Here is a 13,429-nt window from a genome sequence, read left to right as displayed (position 1 = left end):
CAGGATGAAAGTCCATTCGCGCTCGCTATATTGGCGGCATGAACGAACCGATCCAGATTGTCGAAGTTGGCGCCCGTGACGGGCTGCAAAACGAGGCCGAGATTATCGAAACGGCCGACAAGGTGCGGCTGATCACGCGCATGATCGATGCCGGGGCCCGGCGGCTCGAGGTGGCGAGCTTTGTCAACCCGAAGCGCGTCCCGCAAATGGCGGACGGGGAGGCGGTGATCGCGGCGCTGCCGGATCGCGGTGACGTCTCCTATATCGGCCTGTGCCTGAACAAGCGCGGTGTCCTGCGCGCGATCGAGAGCCGTGAGGGCAACAAGCGCGGGGTCGATGAGGCGGGCTGCGTCCTCGTCGCCTCCGACACGTTCGGTCAGCGTAATCAGGGCCAGACCATCGAGGAAGGCGTGGCCGAGAACCGCGACATGCTGCGGCTGGCCCGCGAGAACGGTCTGGTCCCGCAGGTGACCATCTCGGCAGCGTTCGGCTGTCCTTTCGAGGGCGCGGTGCCGATGGAGCGGGTCGTGCGCCTGGCAGCAGAGATGGCGGAGGCCGGGGCGGTCGAGATCGCGCTGGCCGATACCGTTGGCGTCGCCGTTCCCGTACAGGTCGCGGAACTGGCCGGCCGCGTTCGCGAGGCCGTGGGGCCGGACGTACGGCTGCGCGCACACTTCCACGATACGCGCGGCATGGCAGCGGCGAATGCCTGGGCCGCGATCGGCGCAGGCGTAACGGTTCTCGATTCATCTCTCGGCGGTCTTGGCGGCTGTCCCTTCGCGCCCAATGCGACGGGCAATGTCGCGACGGAGGACCTGATTTATCTGCTGGAAACCTCCGGAGTGGAAACTGGTATCGATCTGGAACAGGCGATCGCCGTGAACGCGTGGTTCGCCGGCGTCATTGGGAAGGATTTGCCCAGCGTCGTTTCGCGCGCTGGCATCCCGCAGGGGTGGCGCGCCACGTCGCAAGACGGCTGAGCCCCGAACCGGGCAGGCTTACGCCGGCTTACCGTTCTCCCGGAAGCATCCGTACGGCGCCCATGGAGGCGTTGGAGGTGAGGAGCGCGTAGGCCTTCAGGGCGCGGCTCACCTCCCGCTTCCGGCCGTGCGGAGTGAAGGCGGAGGCACCACGATCTTCCTGCGCCTGCCGGCGCCGCTCCAGCTCCGCCTGCGGGACCGCGAGCTCGATGCGGCGGGCGGGGATGTCGATGTCGATCCTGTCGCCATGTTCCACGAGGCCGATCAGGCCGCCCTCCGCCGCTTCCGGCGAGACATGGCCGATGGAAAGGCCGGATGTGCCGCCCGAAAACCGCCCGTCGGTGAGGAGCGCGCAGGCAGCACCAAGGCCCTTCGCCTTGAGATAGGAGGTGGGGTAGAGCATCTCCTGCATGCCGGGGCCGCCCTTCGGCCCCTCATAGCGGATGACAACGACATCGCCTGCCTTCACCTCTCCGCCCAGGATACCGACCACGGCCGCGTCCTGACTTTCGTAGACGCGGGCCGTGCCGGTGAAGGTCAGGATGGAATCATCGACGCCGGCCGTCTTCACGATGCACCCCTCCGGCGCCAGATTGCCGAACAGGACAGCGAGACCGCCATCCTGTGAATAGGCGTGGTCGCGGCTGCGGATGACGCCGCCCTGCCGGTCGGTATCGAGGTCGTCCCAGCGGCGCGACTGGCTGAACGCCGTCTGCGTGGGGACGCCGCCCGGCGCCGCGCGGTAGAAATTCGAGACGGCCGGATCGTTGGCGCGCATCACGTCCCATGCGTCGATGGCGGCGCCGATGGAGGGGGCATGGATGCAGCCGGCATCGCGGTCGATCAGGTCGGCGCGGTCGAGTTCGCCGAGAATCCCCATCACCCCGCCGGCCCGGTGCACATCCTCCATGTGGACATCGTCGCGGGCCGGCGCGACCTTGCACAGGCAGGGAACATGACGCGACAGCCGGTCGATGTCGGAAATGCCGAAATCGATCTCTCCCTCCCGCGCGGCGGCCAGCAGATGGAGAACCGTGTTGGTCGAGCCGCCCATCGCGATGTCGAGCGACATGGCGTTGGCGAACGCCGCGCGGTTCGCGATACTGCGCGGCAGCATGGTCTCGTCGTCATGCTCGTAATATTGCCGCGCCGCGCCCACGATCAGCTGGCCCGCTCGCCGGAACAGCGCCTCCCGGTCGCTGTGCGTCGCAAGCACCGAACCGTTGCCCGGCAGCGACAGGCCCAGCGCCTCCGTCAGGCAGTTCATCGAATTGGCGGTGAACATGCCGGAACAGCTGCCGCAAGTGGGGCACGCGTTCTGCTCTATGGTCTGGACGTCGGCGTCGGAAACCCTGTCGTCGGCCGCGGCGACCATGGCGTCGACGAGGTCCAGCGCCTTCACCTTGCCGTCCTCCAGCACGACCTTGCCGGCCTCCATGGGGCCGCCCGATACGAACACGACGGGAATGTTGAGGCGCATCGCGGCCATCAGCATGCCCGGCGTGATCTTGTCGCAATTCGAAATGCAGACAAGGGCATCGGCGCAGTGCGCGTTCACCATATATTCGACGGCGTCGGCGATCAGTTCGCGGCTGGGCAGCGAATAGAGCATGCCGGCATGGCCCATGGCGATACCGTCATCGACCGCGATGGTGTTGAATTCCCGGCCGATGCCGCCAGCGGCGGCGATCTCCTCGCAGACGAGTTGGCCGAGGTCCTTCAGATGGACGTGGCCGGGCACGAACTGGGTGAAGCTGTTGGCAACCGCGATGATGGGCTTGCCGAAATCCTCATCCTTGACCCCCGTCGCGCGCCAGAGGCCGCGCGCGCCGGCCATATTGCGTCCATGGGTGGTGGTTCGGGAACGATAATTAGGCATGTATGCGAAACTACGTATCTTAAAGTGCCTGACAAGCGCTATCTGGGACACTGTTTTTGCTGTGGCCCACGCTTGCGCGTTTCCTGGCCCGCCGCCCTTTTCAGGGCACCGCAAATCGCTTTAGGCAGCGCGCATGACTTTCGAAAGCCGCGCACTGGCGCCCCCGCCGCCATTCCCCGATGCAGACCGCCCTGCGCTTTTCCTCGATTTCGACGGAACGCTGGTGGAGATCGCAGAGGAGCCGCACCTCATCTCCGTTCCGACCCATCTGAACGAGTCGCTCGCGGCGCTTTCGCGGCGTCTGGAGGGCCGAATCGCCATCGTATCGGGCCGTGCGGTCGGGAATCTCGACGAGCATCTCGACCTCGCCGCCATCGCCGCGGCCGGTTCGCACGGCGGCGAGATGCGGATGGCCGGTGCAAAGTCCGCAAACCCGCTTGCGCCGATTGCAATCGAAGCGGCCGACGCCGTGCGCGTCCTGGTCGGGGAGCATGAGGGGCTGATGCTGGAGGAAAAACCCTATGGAATGGCCGTTCACTATCGTGCTGCGCCGAACGCGGCGGAGACGGTCATCGAGCGGCTGGAAACGCTTGCCGCGGGGCATGATCTCGCCGTCAAGCGCGGCAAGATGGTGGCGGAACTGCTGCCAAGGGGCTTTAACAAGGGCGCCGCGGTTCATAGCCTGATGATGACCGAGCCGTTCGAGGGGAGCCTGCCGATCTTCATTGGAGACGATGTGACCGACGAGGACGGATTCGCTGCCGCCGCCGAACTGGGCGGGTTCGGCATCCTTGTCGGCCCGGCGCGCGACACGGCGGCGCGCTATCGCCTGGAAGGGCCGAAAGAGGTGTATGCATGGCTGACCGCGTGAGCTCGCTCGATCTGTGGCCGATCGGCAATTGCCAGGTCAGCGGCCTGATCGACGCCGATGGCGCGCTCGTCTGGGGCTGCGTGCCGCGCGTCGATAGCGATCCGATCTTTTGTGCGCTTCTCAACGGCGAGCGGCAGGAGGAGGGCGTCTGGCGCCTATCGCTGGAGGGGCAGATTTCCGCGCGTCAGGAATATCGCCGCAACAGCGCGGTTCTCAGCACCGTGCTGGAGGCTGCCGACGGCAGCGCGGTCGAAATCCTCGACTTCTGTCCGCGCTTCCGCCGGTCGGGGCGCATGTACCGGCCCGTCGCCTATGTGCGGATCGTCCGGCCGCTGGCGGGCACGCCGCGCCTGTCCGTCAACCTGTCGCCGAAGAAGGATTACGGGGCGGAGATCGCGCCGCGCACGAACGGCACCAACCATATCCGTTACCTTGTCGGACATCAGGCCATCCGGCTGTCGACGAACGCGCCGGTCGGCTACATTCTGGAGGGGCAGACGTTCCGGGTCGAATCCGACCTGCACTTCTTTCTGGGGCCCGACGAACCGTTCGGCGGCAATGTGCGCCAGCAACTTGAGGACATGCTGGAGGCGACGGAGGATTACTGGCGGACATGGGTGCGCGGCCTCGCAACGCCCCTAGAGTGGCAGGAGGCGGTGATCCGCGCCGCCATCACCCTGAAATTGTGCCAGCATGAGGAAACCGGCGCCATCGTCGCGGCGATGACCACCTCCATCCCGGAAGCGCCGGGGTCGGAGCGCAACTGGGATTACCGCTATTGCTGGATCCGCGACGCCTATTACACGGTGCAGGCGCTGAACGGGCTCGGCGCGCTCGACGTTCTCGAAAAATATCTCGCCTATCTCAGAAACATCATCGACAGCGCGCGCGGGGGGCGGGTGCAGCCGCTCTATTCCGTCATGGGCGTGCCGGAACTGGTCGAGGAGGTCGCGGAGAATCTGCCCGGCTATCGCGGCATGGGACCCGTCAGGGTCGGCAATGACGCCTATACGCAGGTTCAGCACGATGCCTATGGCCAGATCGTGCTGCCGACCATCCAGGGTTTCTTCGATTTGCGCCTGTTTCGCATGGCCGACCTGCGCGATTTCGAAAGCCTGGAGGATGTTGGCGAGATGGCGTGGAAATTTCACGACCAGCCCGACGCCGGCCTGTGGGAATTCCGCACCCGGCAGGAGGTGCATACCTATTCGGCGCTGATGAGCTGGGCGGCCTGCGACCGGCTGGCCAATGCCGCCGCGCATCTGGGGCTGACGGACCGCCACGAGCTGTGGTCGCAGCGCGCAAAGGCGATCGCCGAGAAGATCGACGCCGAGGCCTGGAACGAGGAGCATGGGCATTATGCCTCCGCGTTCGGCGGGCGGCACCTCGACGCCAGCCTGCTGCAGATGATCGAGCTGCGCTTTCACGGATCGGGCGACGAGCGCTTCAAGAAAACCTTCGCGGCCATCGAGCAGACGCTGCGGCGCGGCGAACACATGCTCCGCTACGATACGGAGGATGACTTCGGCCGGCCGGAAACGGCATTCAACATATGTACTTTCTGGCTGATCGAGGCGCTTTATCTGGTGGGCCGCAAGGATGAGGCGAGGGAGTTGTTTGAAACCATGCTATCGCACCGGACCCGGTCGGGCCTTCTTTCGGAGGACCTCGATTTCACCAGCGGCGAGCTCTGGGGAAATTTTCCGCAGACCTATTCGCTGGTCGGCATCATCAACTGCGCCGCCCTGCTGTCGAAACCGTGGACGGTGGCGCGATGAGCCGTCTGATCGTCGTATCCAACCGCGTCTCCGTTCCCAAGGCGCGCGGTGCCGCCGGGGCACAGGGCGGTCTTGCCGTTGCGCTCGGCTCCGCGCTTCGAGAGCGGCGGGGCATCTGGTTCGGCTGGTCGGGAGAGGAGACGCCGCACTTCACCGGTGACCTCGACATGCAGCGCAATCAGGGCGTGACGACCGCGACCATCGATCTCGAGCATCAGGACGTCGAGGAATATTATAACGGGTACGCGAACCGCACGCTGTGGCCGCTGTTCCATTACCGCATCGACCTGGCCGAGTTCGAGCGGGACTTCGGCAAGGGGTATGAACGGGTCAATCAACGTTTCGCCGACAGCCTGTACCCGCTTCTCGAATCCGACGACGTCATCTGGGTGCACGACTATCACCTGCTGCCGCTGGGCGAGCGGCTGCGGGCCCGCGGCGCGAAGAACCGGATCGGCTTTTTCCTGCACATTCCCTGGCCGCCGACGCGGCTGTTCGTGTCGCTGCCGTACCACGACCGGCTGGTGCGCTCGATGCTTTCCTACGATCTGGTCGGCTTCCAAACCGAGGAAGCGGTGGAGAGTTTCCTCCACTACTGCGCGCGCGAACTGGGCGCGGACGTGGACGACGCGGGAACGGTGCGATTCGAGGGGCGGACGACGCGGGTCAGGTCGTTTCCCATCGGCCTCGATTATGACGAGTTCTGCGAGGCGGGAAATTCCGGCGAGGCGCGCAACGCGCAGCAACGCGTGCTGTCGAGCTCCCGGGGGCGAAAGGTCATGATCGGCGTCGACCGGCTGGACTATTCGAAGGGCCTGCCGGAGCGGTTCGACAGCATTTCCCGCTTCTTCGACGCCTACCCCGAGCGTGTTGCCGAAACGCTCTACATCCAGATTGCGCCGCCCTCTCGTCAGGATGTCAGTTCCTACCAGCGCATTCGTGAGGTCCTGGAGGGCAAGGCCGGGCAGATCAACGGCGCGCGGTCGGAGGTCGACATGGTGCCGATCCGCTATGTCAATCGCGGCTATCCCCGGAATGCGCTGTTCGGCTTCTACCGTGCAGCCCGCATCGGGCTCGTGACACCGCTACGCGACGGCATGAACCTGGTGGCAAAGGAATATATCGCCGCGCAGCACCCGGAGGATCCGGGCGTGCTGATCCTGTCGCGTTTCGCCGGTGCTGCCGACCAGCTTGGCGAGGCGCTTCTCGTCAATCCGCATAGCGCGGAGGAGGTGAGCGAGGCCATCCGCGTGGCGCAGGACATGCCGCTCGACGAACGCAAGGAGCGCTGGCAGGCACTGCGGGAGACGGTGTCGAGCCAGAATGTCGTGAACTGGCGCCGCGATTTCGTGAACGCTCTGGCCGGCGACTGACGAACCGCGACGCGACGAAAGGGGCGGGCGGGCACTTTGTCCGGCGACACTTCGCACTGGATTCGGCAAACGCACTGCGCGCATAAGTCTCCCTTAATCTATGGGGCATAGGGGCGGCACAGGCAGCAATGCTGCGTAGGTGGGGGGCGCTTGCGGCGTGGTCGATGTCAGGGGCATTCTCGTTTTCACAGCCCTGGCCGTGGCAGCGATGGGCGTTCCTGTCACATCTGCGGATGCTCAGCGGGCAGACGCGGCCACGGGGCAGACCGCATTGCGCGGCGACATGCCATCGCGCAACAATGTCCGATCCGCCATCTCCGCCGCCCGCGCGAACATCGCCGCAAGGCCGGAGGCTTCACTCGCTCTTGCAGAGCTTGCGGAGGCAGAGACGCGGCACTGGTCTGCGGGCAAGGAGCGGCAGCTGGCTCGTCTTGAGGCGCAATGGCTGCGCGGGGAGGCCCTGATCCGGTTGAACCGTGCGGCGGAAGCGCGCCCGCTTCTCGATCAGGCGCTGGCCGAGGTTGAGGTGGCGGCTCCGGATAGCCAGCTTCACGCGCGGCTTCTCGCCTCTAGAGGCGGTGCCGGCAATGCCGGTGGCCATACCGCCTCTGCGCTTCGCGATCTGCATCGTGCCTTCGATCTGTTCGGAGCGGACGGCGACAGCGAATCGCAGGCCTATATTCTGCGTGATCTGGGCCTGATCTACAGCCGTGCACAGGATTACGACCGCGCTCTCGATTACTTCCGGCAAGCGCGAACACTGTCGCCGGGCAATCCGAACCTCGTGGCGGCCAGCCTCAACGGCCGCGCCCGTGCCTATGCCGCCCTTGCGCAATATGACGAGGCGAAGACCGCCTATCGTGACGCCTTGGCCGCGGCACGGCGGCTCGATAGCCCGCTCCTGGAGGTTCGGCTGCTGACCGAACTGGCCTCCGTGCAATATAGGACCGGCGAACTTTCGGCCGCGCAAGCGACTATTGACCGTGCATGGACTCGCGGGCGCGCGACGACGGAACAGGACTGGCAACCGTTCCTCTGGGGGCTTAGGGCCCAGATCGCCATGGCGCGCGGCCATGCGGAAGAGGCCGAGCGCCTCATTCTCCGCGCCTTCGCCGATAAGAAGATCGCCGAAACGACCGCCAACTGGATGCCCTATCACGAGGCGGCGTACCTTATTTTCGAACGGCGCGGGGATTTTCAGAGCGCGTATCGGCATCTGGCGGCATATAATCGCCTTCAGCGCCAGACGATGGAAGCCGCCAGCTCGGCGGGCGCGGCGCTTCTTACGGCTCGTTTCGATGCCGCGAACCGCAAGGAGCGGATCGACCGGCTGGAATCCGAACAACTCCGAAGCGGTCGCCGGCTCGAGGCGGCGGAGGCGCGGTTCCAGGCCATGACCGCCACCGGGCTGCTGGGTGCGGGCGGGGTTCTCGTCATTCTTGCCGCGCTGACCGGCGCGTTTCTGGCCGTGCGCCGCTCTCATCGGGAGGTGAGCGCGGCGAACGATCTTCTGAAACGCTCGGCGGAACGGGACGCGCTGACCGATCTGCCGAACCGGCAGCAATATCAGGACATGATGGGGCGCGCCCTGGCTGCGGCCCAGGCGGGCCGGGGGACGCTGGCGCTTTTCCTGATCGATCTCGACCGGTTCAAGGAGGTTAACGATACCCATGGCCATGCCGGTGGAGACCGTCTTCTGTGCGGTGTCGCCCGGCGCATCACAAGCATGGTTTCGCACCGCGACGACGCCTGCCGCTTGGGCGGTGACGAATTCGCGGTCATCGTGCGCTCCGTGGCGGACAGAGGAGAGCTTGCAGCCCTCGCGCAGTCGGTCATCGACGAAATCGGTCGCTCCTATCAGCTTGAGGACAGCCGCGCGACGGTCGGCGCCACCATCGGCATTGCCATTGCACCGGAGGACGGCGGCGACATCGATGCGCTGACCCGCTCCGCCGACCTTGCCATGTATGCCGCCAAGGAGGCGGGGCGCGGACGCTTCCGATTCTACGAGCCGGCCATGCGTTCCGCAGCGGACGACCGGCGACGGCTGGAAGCCGACCTCGGCGAAGCGCTGACCAGGGGGGAACTGACGCTGCATTATCAGCCCATCGTCGGCGCGGCGACGGGCGCCGTGACCTGCTACGAGGCGCTGGTGCGTTGGAGGCATCCCAAGCGCGGTCTCGTCCCGCCGGCCACCTTCATTCCCATTGCCGAGGATGCCGGCCTGATCCACATGATCGGCGACTGGGTGCTGCGCACCGGATGCTGCGCCGCCGCGGCCTGGCCGGCGGACGTGAAACTGGCGGTGAACCTCTCCACGCTGCAGGTCGAGAATGAGGGCCTGGCGACCAGCGTCATGTCCGCGCTCTCAGCGAGCGGCCTGGCAGCGGACCGGCTCGAACTGGAGGTGACGGAAAGCGTCTTCCTGCGCGACAATCGGCGTACGACTGCAATGCTCGCCCGCCTGCGTGCGATGGGGGTCAGCCTGGCGCTCGACGATTTCGGCACCGGCTATTCCTCGCTCGGCTATCTGCACCGAGCGGAATTCAGCAAGATCAAGATCGACAAGTCATTCGTCCGGGCGGCGGTGGCCGGATGGGATCAGGGTGTGGCGATCATCGAGGCGATCGTCGCTCTGGCGAAGGGCCTTGGCATGGAGACCGTCGCGGAGGGGATCGAGACGGAGGAAGACCGTCTGCGCATGATCGAACTGGGCTGCACCCATTTGCAGGGCTATCTGTTCGGGCGCGGGGACGAGCGCATGGGCGGCCGGCCCGTTCGCGACGCGCGCCTCGCCGCGCCGCTGCGCCGTTTTCCCGAGATTGCGCGCAGCGCCTTGTTACGCCGCCCCGCGCCGCCGGAGGATGCGCCGAGCGGGGGAGAGGGTTTGTAGAGCGCCGGCGATCTAATAGGCGGCGCTCAGCGTCAGTGCCGGGCCGCGCGGCGGTCCTGCGCCCCCTATGACACGAACGCGGTAGGACCCCTCCACCCGCAACGTCACGCCGCCGAGCGGGATGCTGACCGATGTTGCCGGACCCGCCTCGACGAACAGATCGTCGCGGCCGCGCAGATGCTGCCAGCCCGCCCAGGTGCCCCCGCCGATGGAGAATGACGGCGCTGGCCGTATGCCCGCGAACCCCTGCGCCGAGGCGAAATAGCCGAGATCGCCCCCTCGCAGAACCGCGCCGGCATCGGCATATCCGTTGATGGCGAAGCCAGCCCCCGGCATGTCGTAACCGCCCGCGATGCGCAGTTGGTCTGCATCGCCGAAGCCGCCGCCGAGATCGAAACGATGTTCGACAGCAATTGTGGGTCCGCTGCGCCCGAGCGGCTGCCAATGCGCGCCGATCACCCCCTCTGTCGCGGTATCGCGCGATCCCCCTTGCGGTGCGCGGATGACACCCGCGGCAAGGCCGACGGGCGCAGCGGACAGGGGGTTCAGGATATAACGAACCGCCGCCGCCTGCTGGCTGCCGCCGAAGGCTGGAAGCGGGCCGGTAATGGGACCGCCGCGGCCGTCCCGTATCGAAGCATAGGCGCTGACGAACAGACGGCGCTTCAAGCCGGCGAGGTCGCGGCGCCAGCCGTCTGAGCCAGCGTGCGCCGGTGCGGCGGCAATGGCGCGGGAAAGACCGTCCGCGGCAGCGCGGCGGTCGCCCGACCGCAGGGCGTCGTACGCGGCCCGCGCCAGCGAAAATGCGATCTCCTGCTCCTTTGACGCAGCGATTGCGGCGCCGGGCGCGAGAGGCCCCGCGTCAGGAGCTTCGGTGTTAGGAGCGTTGGCGCCAGCGAGTTCGACGCCAAACGAACCAGACAGTGCGACCGATTGTTCGCGAGCGGCGGACTCCACAACCCGGCCCGGAGGTTCCGTCCCGGCGTCCGCGGGGCTGGATACCTGCGGCGTGAAGGCGGCGAGGAGAAGCGGCGCCGCGCGACCAGCCTCCGGGCCGGGCGGCGACCGGACCGGCTTCGCCGCCGGCATGTCCGAGCTGTCAGGGCGCGGCTCGCCGGGATCGCCGCCGGGCGGCAATGGCGAAAGTCCGGCGAGGAGCGCGGTATAATGATCGGCGGCAATGGGCAGCCGGTATATGGTCCACAGCGCCAGCGCCCCCGCGAGCAGCATCAGCCCGATCAGGGGTTTCACGGATTGCCGTCCTCCGGAAAGCGGTGCGCCGTCTTTTCCCAGCGCAGCGCCTGACCGCGAAACAGCAGTGCCAACCAGATTCCGACCGCCCGCCGTGCCGCCGCGACGCCGAAGATATTCGCGATCACGGAGCGCGGGATCGAAAGTGCGCCCTCGACCCAGCCATGCTGTGCGGTCGTGAAGGCTGCGCGAACGACAAGCCGCCAGAGAAGAAGCCCGCTCGTGACCAGCAAGAGCGCGGCAAGCGGGCTGTCCGGCTCGACCAAGGGCGGAAGCGACCGAAGTGAGGGAACGACGTGGTGCAGCCCATAGCAGAGAGCCGCGAGCGCCATCGCAGCGTAGGCAAGAACGATGATGATCGCGTTGGCAAGCGGCTTGCGGTCGCGCAGCAGCATGTATCGCTCCGCAAGGCCGCCTTGCCAGCCCAGCCGGTCCCAGCCCTGAAAGGCAATGCCGACCAGCCACCGGGTTTTCTGGCGCAGCGCCGCGCCGAAAGTCGCCGGGAAATGTTCCCGCGTCGCAACCGCCCCGCGTTCGGCGCCTTGAGGCAACCGTACGAAGGCGCCGCCGCCCATGCGCGATATTGTCAGGCCGAGTTCGTAATCCTCCGTCAGGGCGGCGCTGTCGAAGGGCAGGCCCCCGCGTGCAGCGGCAACGCGGCCAAGCGGCTCGCGCGCAAAGGCGCAGGCGACCCCGGCCGAGGGCAGCGCCGCGCCCAGCGCCTCCCGCACGGTCATGTTCTTGCCATGCTGTTCGGCGAATTCATCGGCGTAGTGTCCGCTGACCCAGGGCGACTGGTCGTCGGTGAACGGGACGACCGGCAACTGCACCATCGCCCGCTTCGGAATCAGATGATCGAAAATGCGAAGTTCGCAGGCATGCACAACGTCCTCCGCATCGTGCAGCACGACCGCTTTGTAGCGCGCGCCGGTCTCGCCCTCCCGGTGCAGCATGGCACGCCACAGATGATTCAGGCAGTCGGCCTTCGTCGTGGGGCCGGCGCGCGTCGTCAGGCAGAGGCGGATGCGCGGATCATCGACGCTTGCCGCCGCGATGCGGGTCGCCGGGTCGTTCGGATAGATTCCGACGAATATGTCGTAATGCGGGTGGTCCAGCGTCGCAGTGAGGCGATGCAGCATGGGCGCGATGACCTCCGCCTCCTCCCAGGCGGGGACGAAGATGGCAAAACGTCCCTGCGGCGTGCGTGCGCTCATCGTGTCCGCGGTCCATTTCGGACCGAACCGCCGGCGCAGCAGACGCCGCCGCGTCCGCACGAACAGATAGACGCCGTCGATGAAGAGTTCGTCCAGCCCGGAAATCGCCACGAGTATGGCCGAGAGCAACAGAAGCTCGCGCGTCAGAATCCACAGCCCTGCCGCCAACATCATGACAAGATTTGGAAAATCGCCGTCCATGTTCCCCCGAAATGGATGTAACCGCAAAATCCCAGAAGGACAAATCTGGTGAAATCCGGGCGCCGGGCCTAGAGGGGGCGCGATTCCCTTCGACCGAGGAAAACCGTCCATGCAGCAATATCTCGACCTGCTTGCGAAGATCCTGGAGGAGGGCACGGACAAGGGCGACCGCACGGGCACCGGCACGCGCTCCATCTTCGGCCACCAGATGCGCTTCGATCTGACGGAGGGATTTCCGCTCGTCACGACGAAGAAGCTGCACCTGCGTTCGATCGTGCACGAACTGATCTGGTTCCTTCGGGGCAGTACCAACATCGCTTATCTGAAGGAACACGGCGTCTCCATCTGGGATGAATGGGCGGATGAGAATGGCGATCTCGGGCCGGTCTACGGCAAGCAGTGGCGGAAGTGGGAAACGGCGGACGGCCGGGAAATCGACCAGATCCGCGATCTTATCGCCCTGATCCGGCGCGATCCGGATTCGCGGCGCCAGATCGTCACCGCCTGGAACCCGGGCGAGGTGGCCGAGATGAAGCTGCCGCCCTGTCACGCCATCTGGCAGACCTATGTCGCGAACGGGCGCCTGTCGCTGCAGCTCTACCAGCGGTCGTGCGATGTATTTCTAGGGCTGCCCTTCAACATCGCATCCTACGCTCTTCTGACCCACATGATCGCGCAGCAGACGGGGCTGGAGGTGGGGGCGTTCATCTGGACCGGCGGCGATACGCACCTCTATTCGAACCATTTCGAGCAGGCGCGAACGCAGCTGACGCGTGCGCCGCTGCCGCTGCCGACGCTGAAGATCGCGCGCCGCCCGGATGACATTGCGGACTACGCCTATGAGGATTTTCTGTTCGAGGGATATGAAGCCCATCCGCATATCAAGGCGCCGGTGGCGGTCTGACGCGGTCTATCCCGTCTTGAGGGCTGACCGCCGGGTCTGCCGCCGCTAGGGAGCGGGCTGGCGGAACGATGGCTCTGGGGGACGG

9 protein-coding genes are annotated in these 13,429 nt (G+C 66.2%); 6 read left to right on the top strand and 3 right to left on the bottom strand.

Going from position 1 to position 13,429, the window contains the following annotated elements; all coding sequences use genetic code 11:
* The first annotated feature begins 38 nt into the window (after positions 1-38).
* A complete protein-coding gene (locus tag C725_RS03960) occupies positions 39-980 on the top strand; it encodes a hydroxymethylglutaryl-CoA lyase (RefSeq protein WP_008600296.1) in 942 nt (313 codons plus the stop codon).
* Positions 981-1,008: 28 nt separating this feature from the next.
* Here the strand turns inward: C725_RS03960 and ilvD are convergent, their stop codons facing one another.
* Complete coding sequence (gene ilvD, locus C725_RS03955; protein WP_038281445.1) at positions 1,009-2,859, bottom strand: dihydroxy-acid dehydratase; 1,851 nt, start codon at positions 2,857-2,859, stop codon at positions 1,009-1,011.
* A gap of 133 nt (positions 2,860-2,992) precedes the next feature.
* Here ilvD and otsB point away from each other — a divergent pair, with 133 nt between their 5' ends.
* From otsB to C725_RS15210, 4 genes are all read left to right on the top strand, one after another.
* The gene (otsB, locus tag C725_RS03950) at positions 2,993-3,730 is read left to right on the top strand and encodes a trehalose-phosphatase (RefSeq protein ID WP_008600292.1); all 738 of its coding nucleotides are present in this window, start codon (positions 2,993-2,995) and stop codon (positions 3,728-3,730) included.
* Positions 3,715-5,508, top strand: a complete 1,794-nt coding sequence (locus tag C725_RS03945; protein ID WP_008600291.1) for a glycoside hydrolase family 15 protein — start codon at positions 3,715-3,717, stop codon at positions 5,506-5,508. Before otsB ends, C725_RS03945 begins: the two co-directional genes overlap by 16 nt.
* Positions 5,505-6,881 carry an alpha,alpha-trehalose-phosphate synthase (UDP-forming) gene (locus tag C725_RS03940; protein WP_008600289.1) on the top strand — a complete coding sequence of 459 codons (1,377 nt, stop codon included), beginning with the start codon at positions 5,505-5,507 and terminating at the stop codon, positions 6,879-6,881. The genes C725_RS03945 and C725_RS03940 overlap by 4 nt, the downstream gene beginning before the upstream one ends.
* Positions 6,882-7,038: 157 nt before the next feature.
* Positions 7,039-9,774, top strand: a complete 2,736-nt coding sequence (locus tag C725_RS15210; protein WP_008600288.1) for an EAL domain-containing protein — start codon at positions 7,039-7,041, stop codon at positions 9,772-9,774.
* Positions 9,775-9,786: 12 nt separating this feature from the next.
* Here the strand turns inward: C725_RS15210 and C725_RS15205 are convergent, their stop codons facing one another.
* Positions 9,787-11,025 carry a hypothetical protein gene (locus tag C725_RS15205; protein ID WP_008600287.1) on the bottom strand — a complete coding sequence of 413 codons (1,239 nt, stop codon included), beginning with the start codon at positions 11,023-11,025 and terminating at the stop codon, positions 9,787-9,789.
* On the bottom strand, positions 11,022-12,440 hold the full coding sequence (locus C725_RS03925; RefSeq protein WP_008600286.1) for a glycosyl transferase family protein: 1,419 nt from the start codon (positions 12,438-12,440) through the stop codon (positions 11,022-11,024). Before C725_RS03925 ends, C725_RS15205 begins: the two co-directional genes overlap by 4 nt.
* A 109-nt stretch (positions 12,441-12,549) precedes the next feature.
* Here C725_RS03925 and C725_RS03920 point away from each other — a divergent pair, with 109 nt between their 5' ends.
* On the top strand, positions 12,550-13,344 hold the full coding sequence (locus C725_RS03920; protein ID WP_008600284.1) for a thymidylate synthase: 795 nt from the start codon (positions 12,550-12,552) through the stop codon (positions 13,342-13,344).
* The last annotated feature ends 85 nt before the right edge of the window (positions 13,345-13,429 follow it).

This window comes from Pacificimonas flava, from assembly GCF_000342165.1.
In the GTDB taxonomy this organism is placed as follows: Bacteria; Pseudomonadota; Alphaproteobacteria; order Sphingomonadales; family Sphingomonadaceae; genus Pacificimonas; species Pacificimonas flava.
Note: the sequence above shows the minus strand (reverse complement) of the source record. Positions and strands in the feature narration are given on the sequence as shown.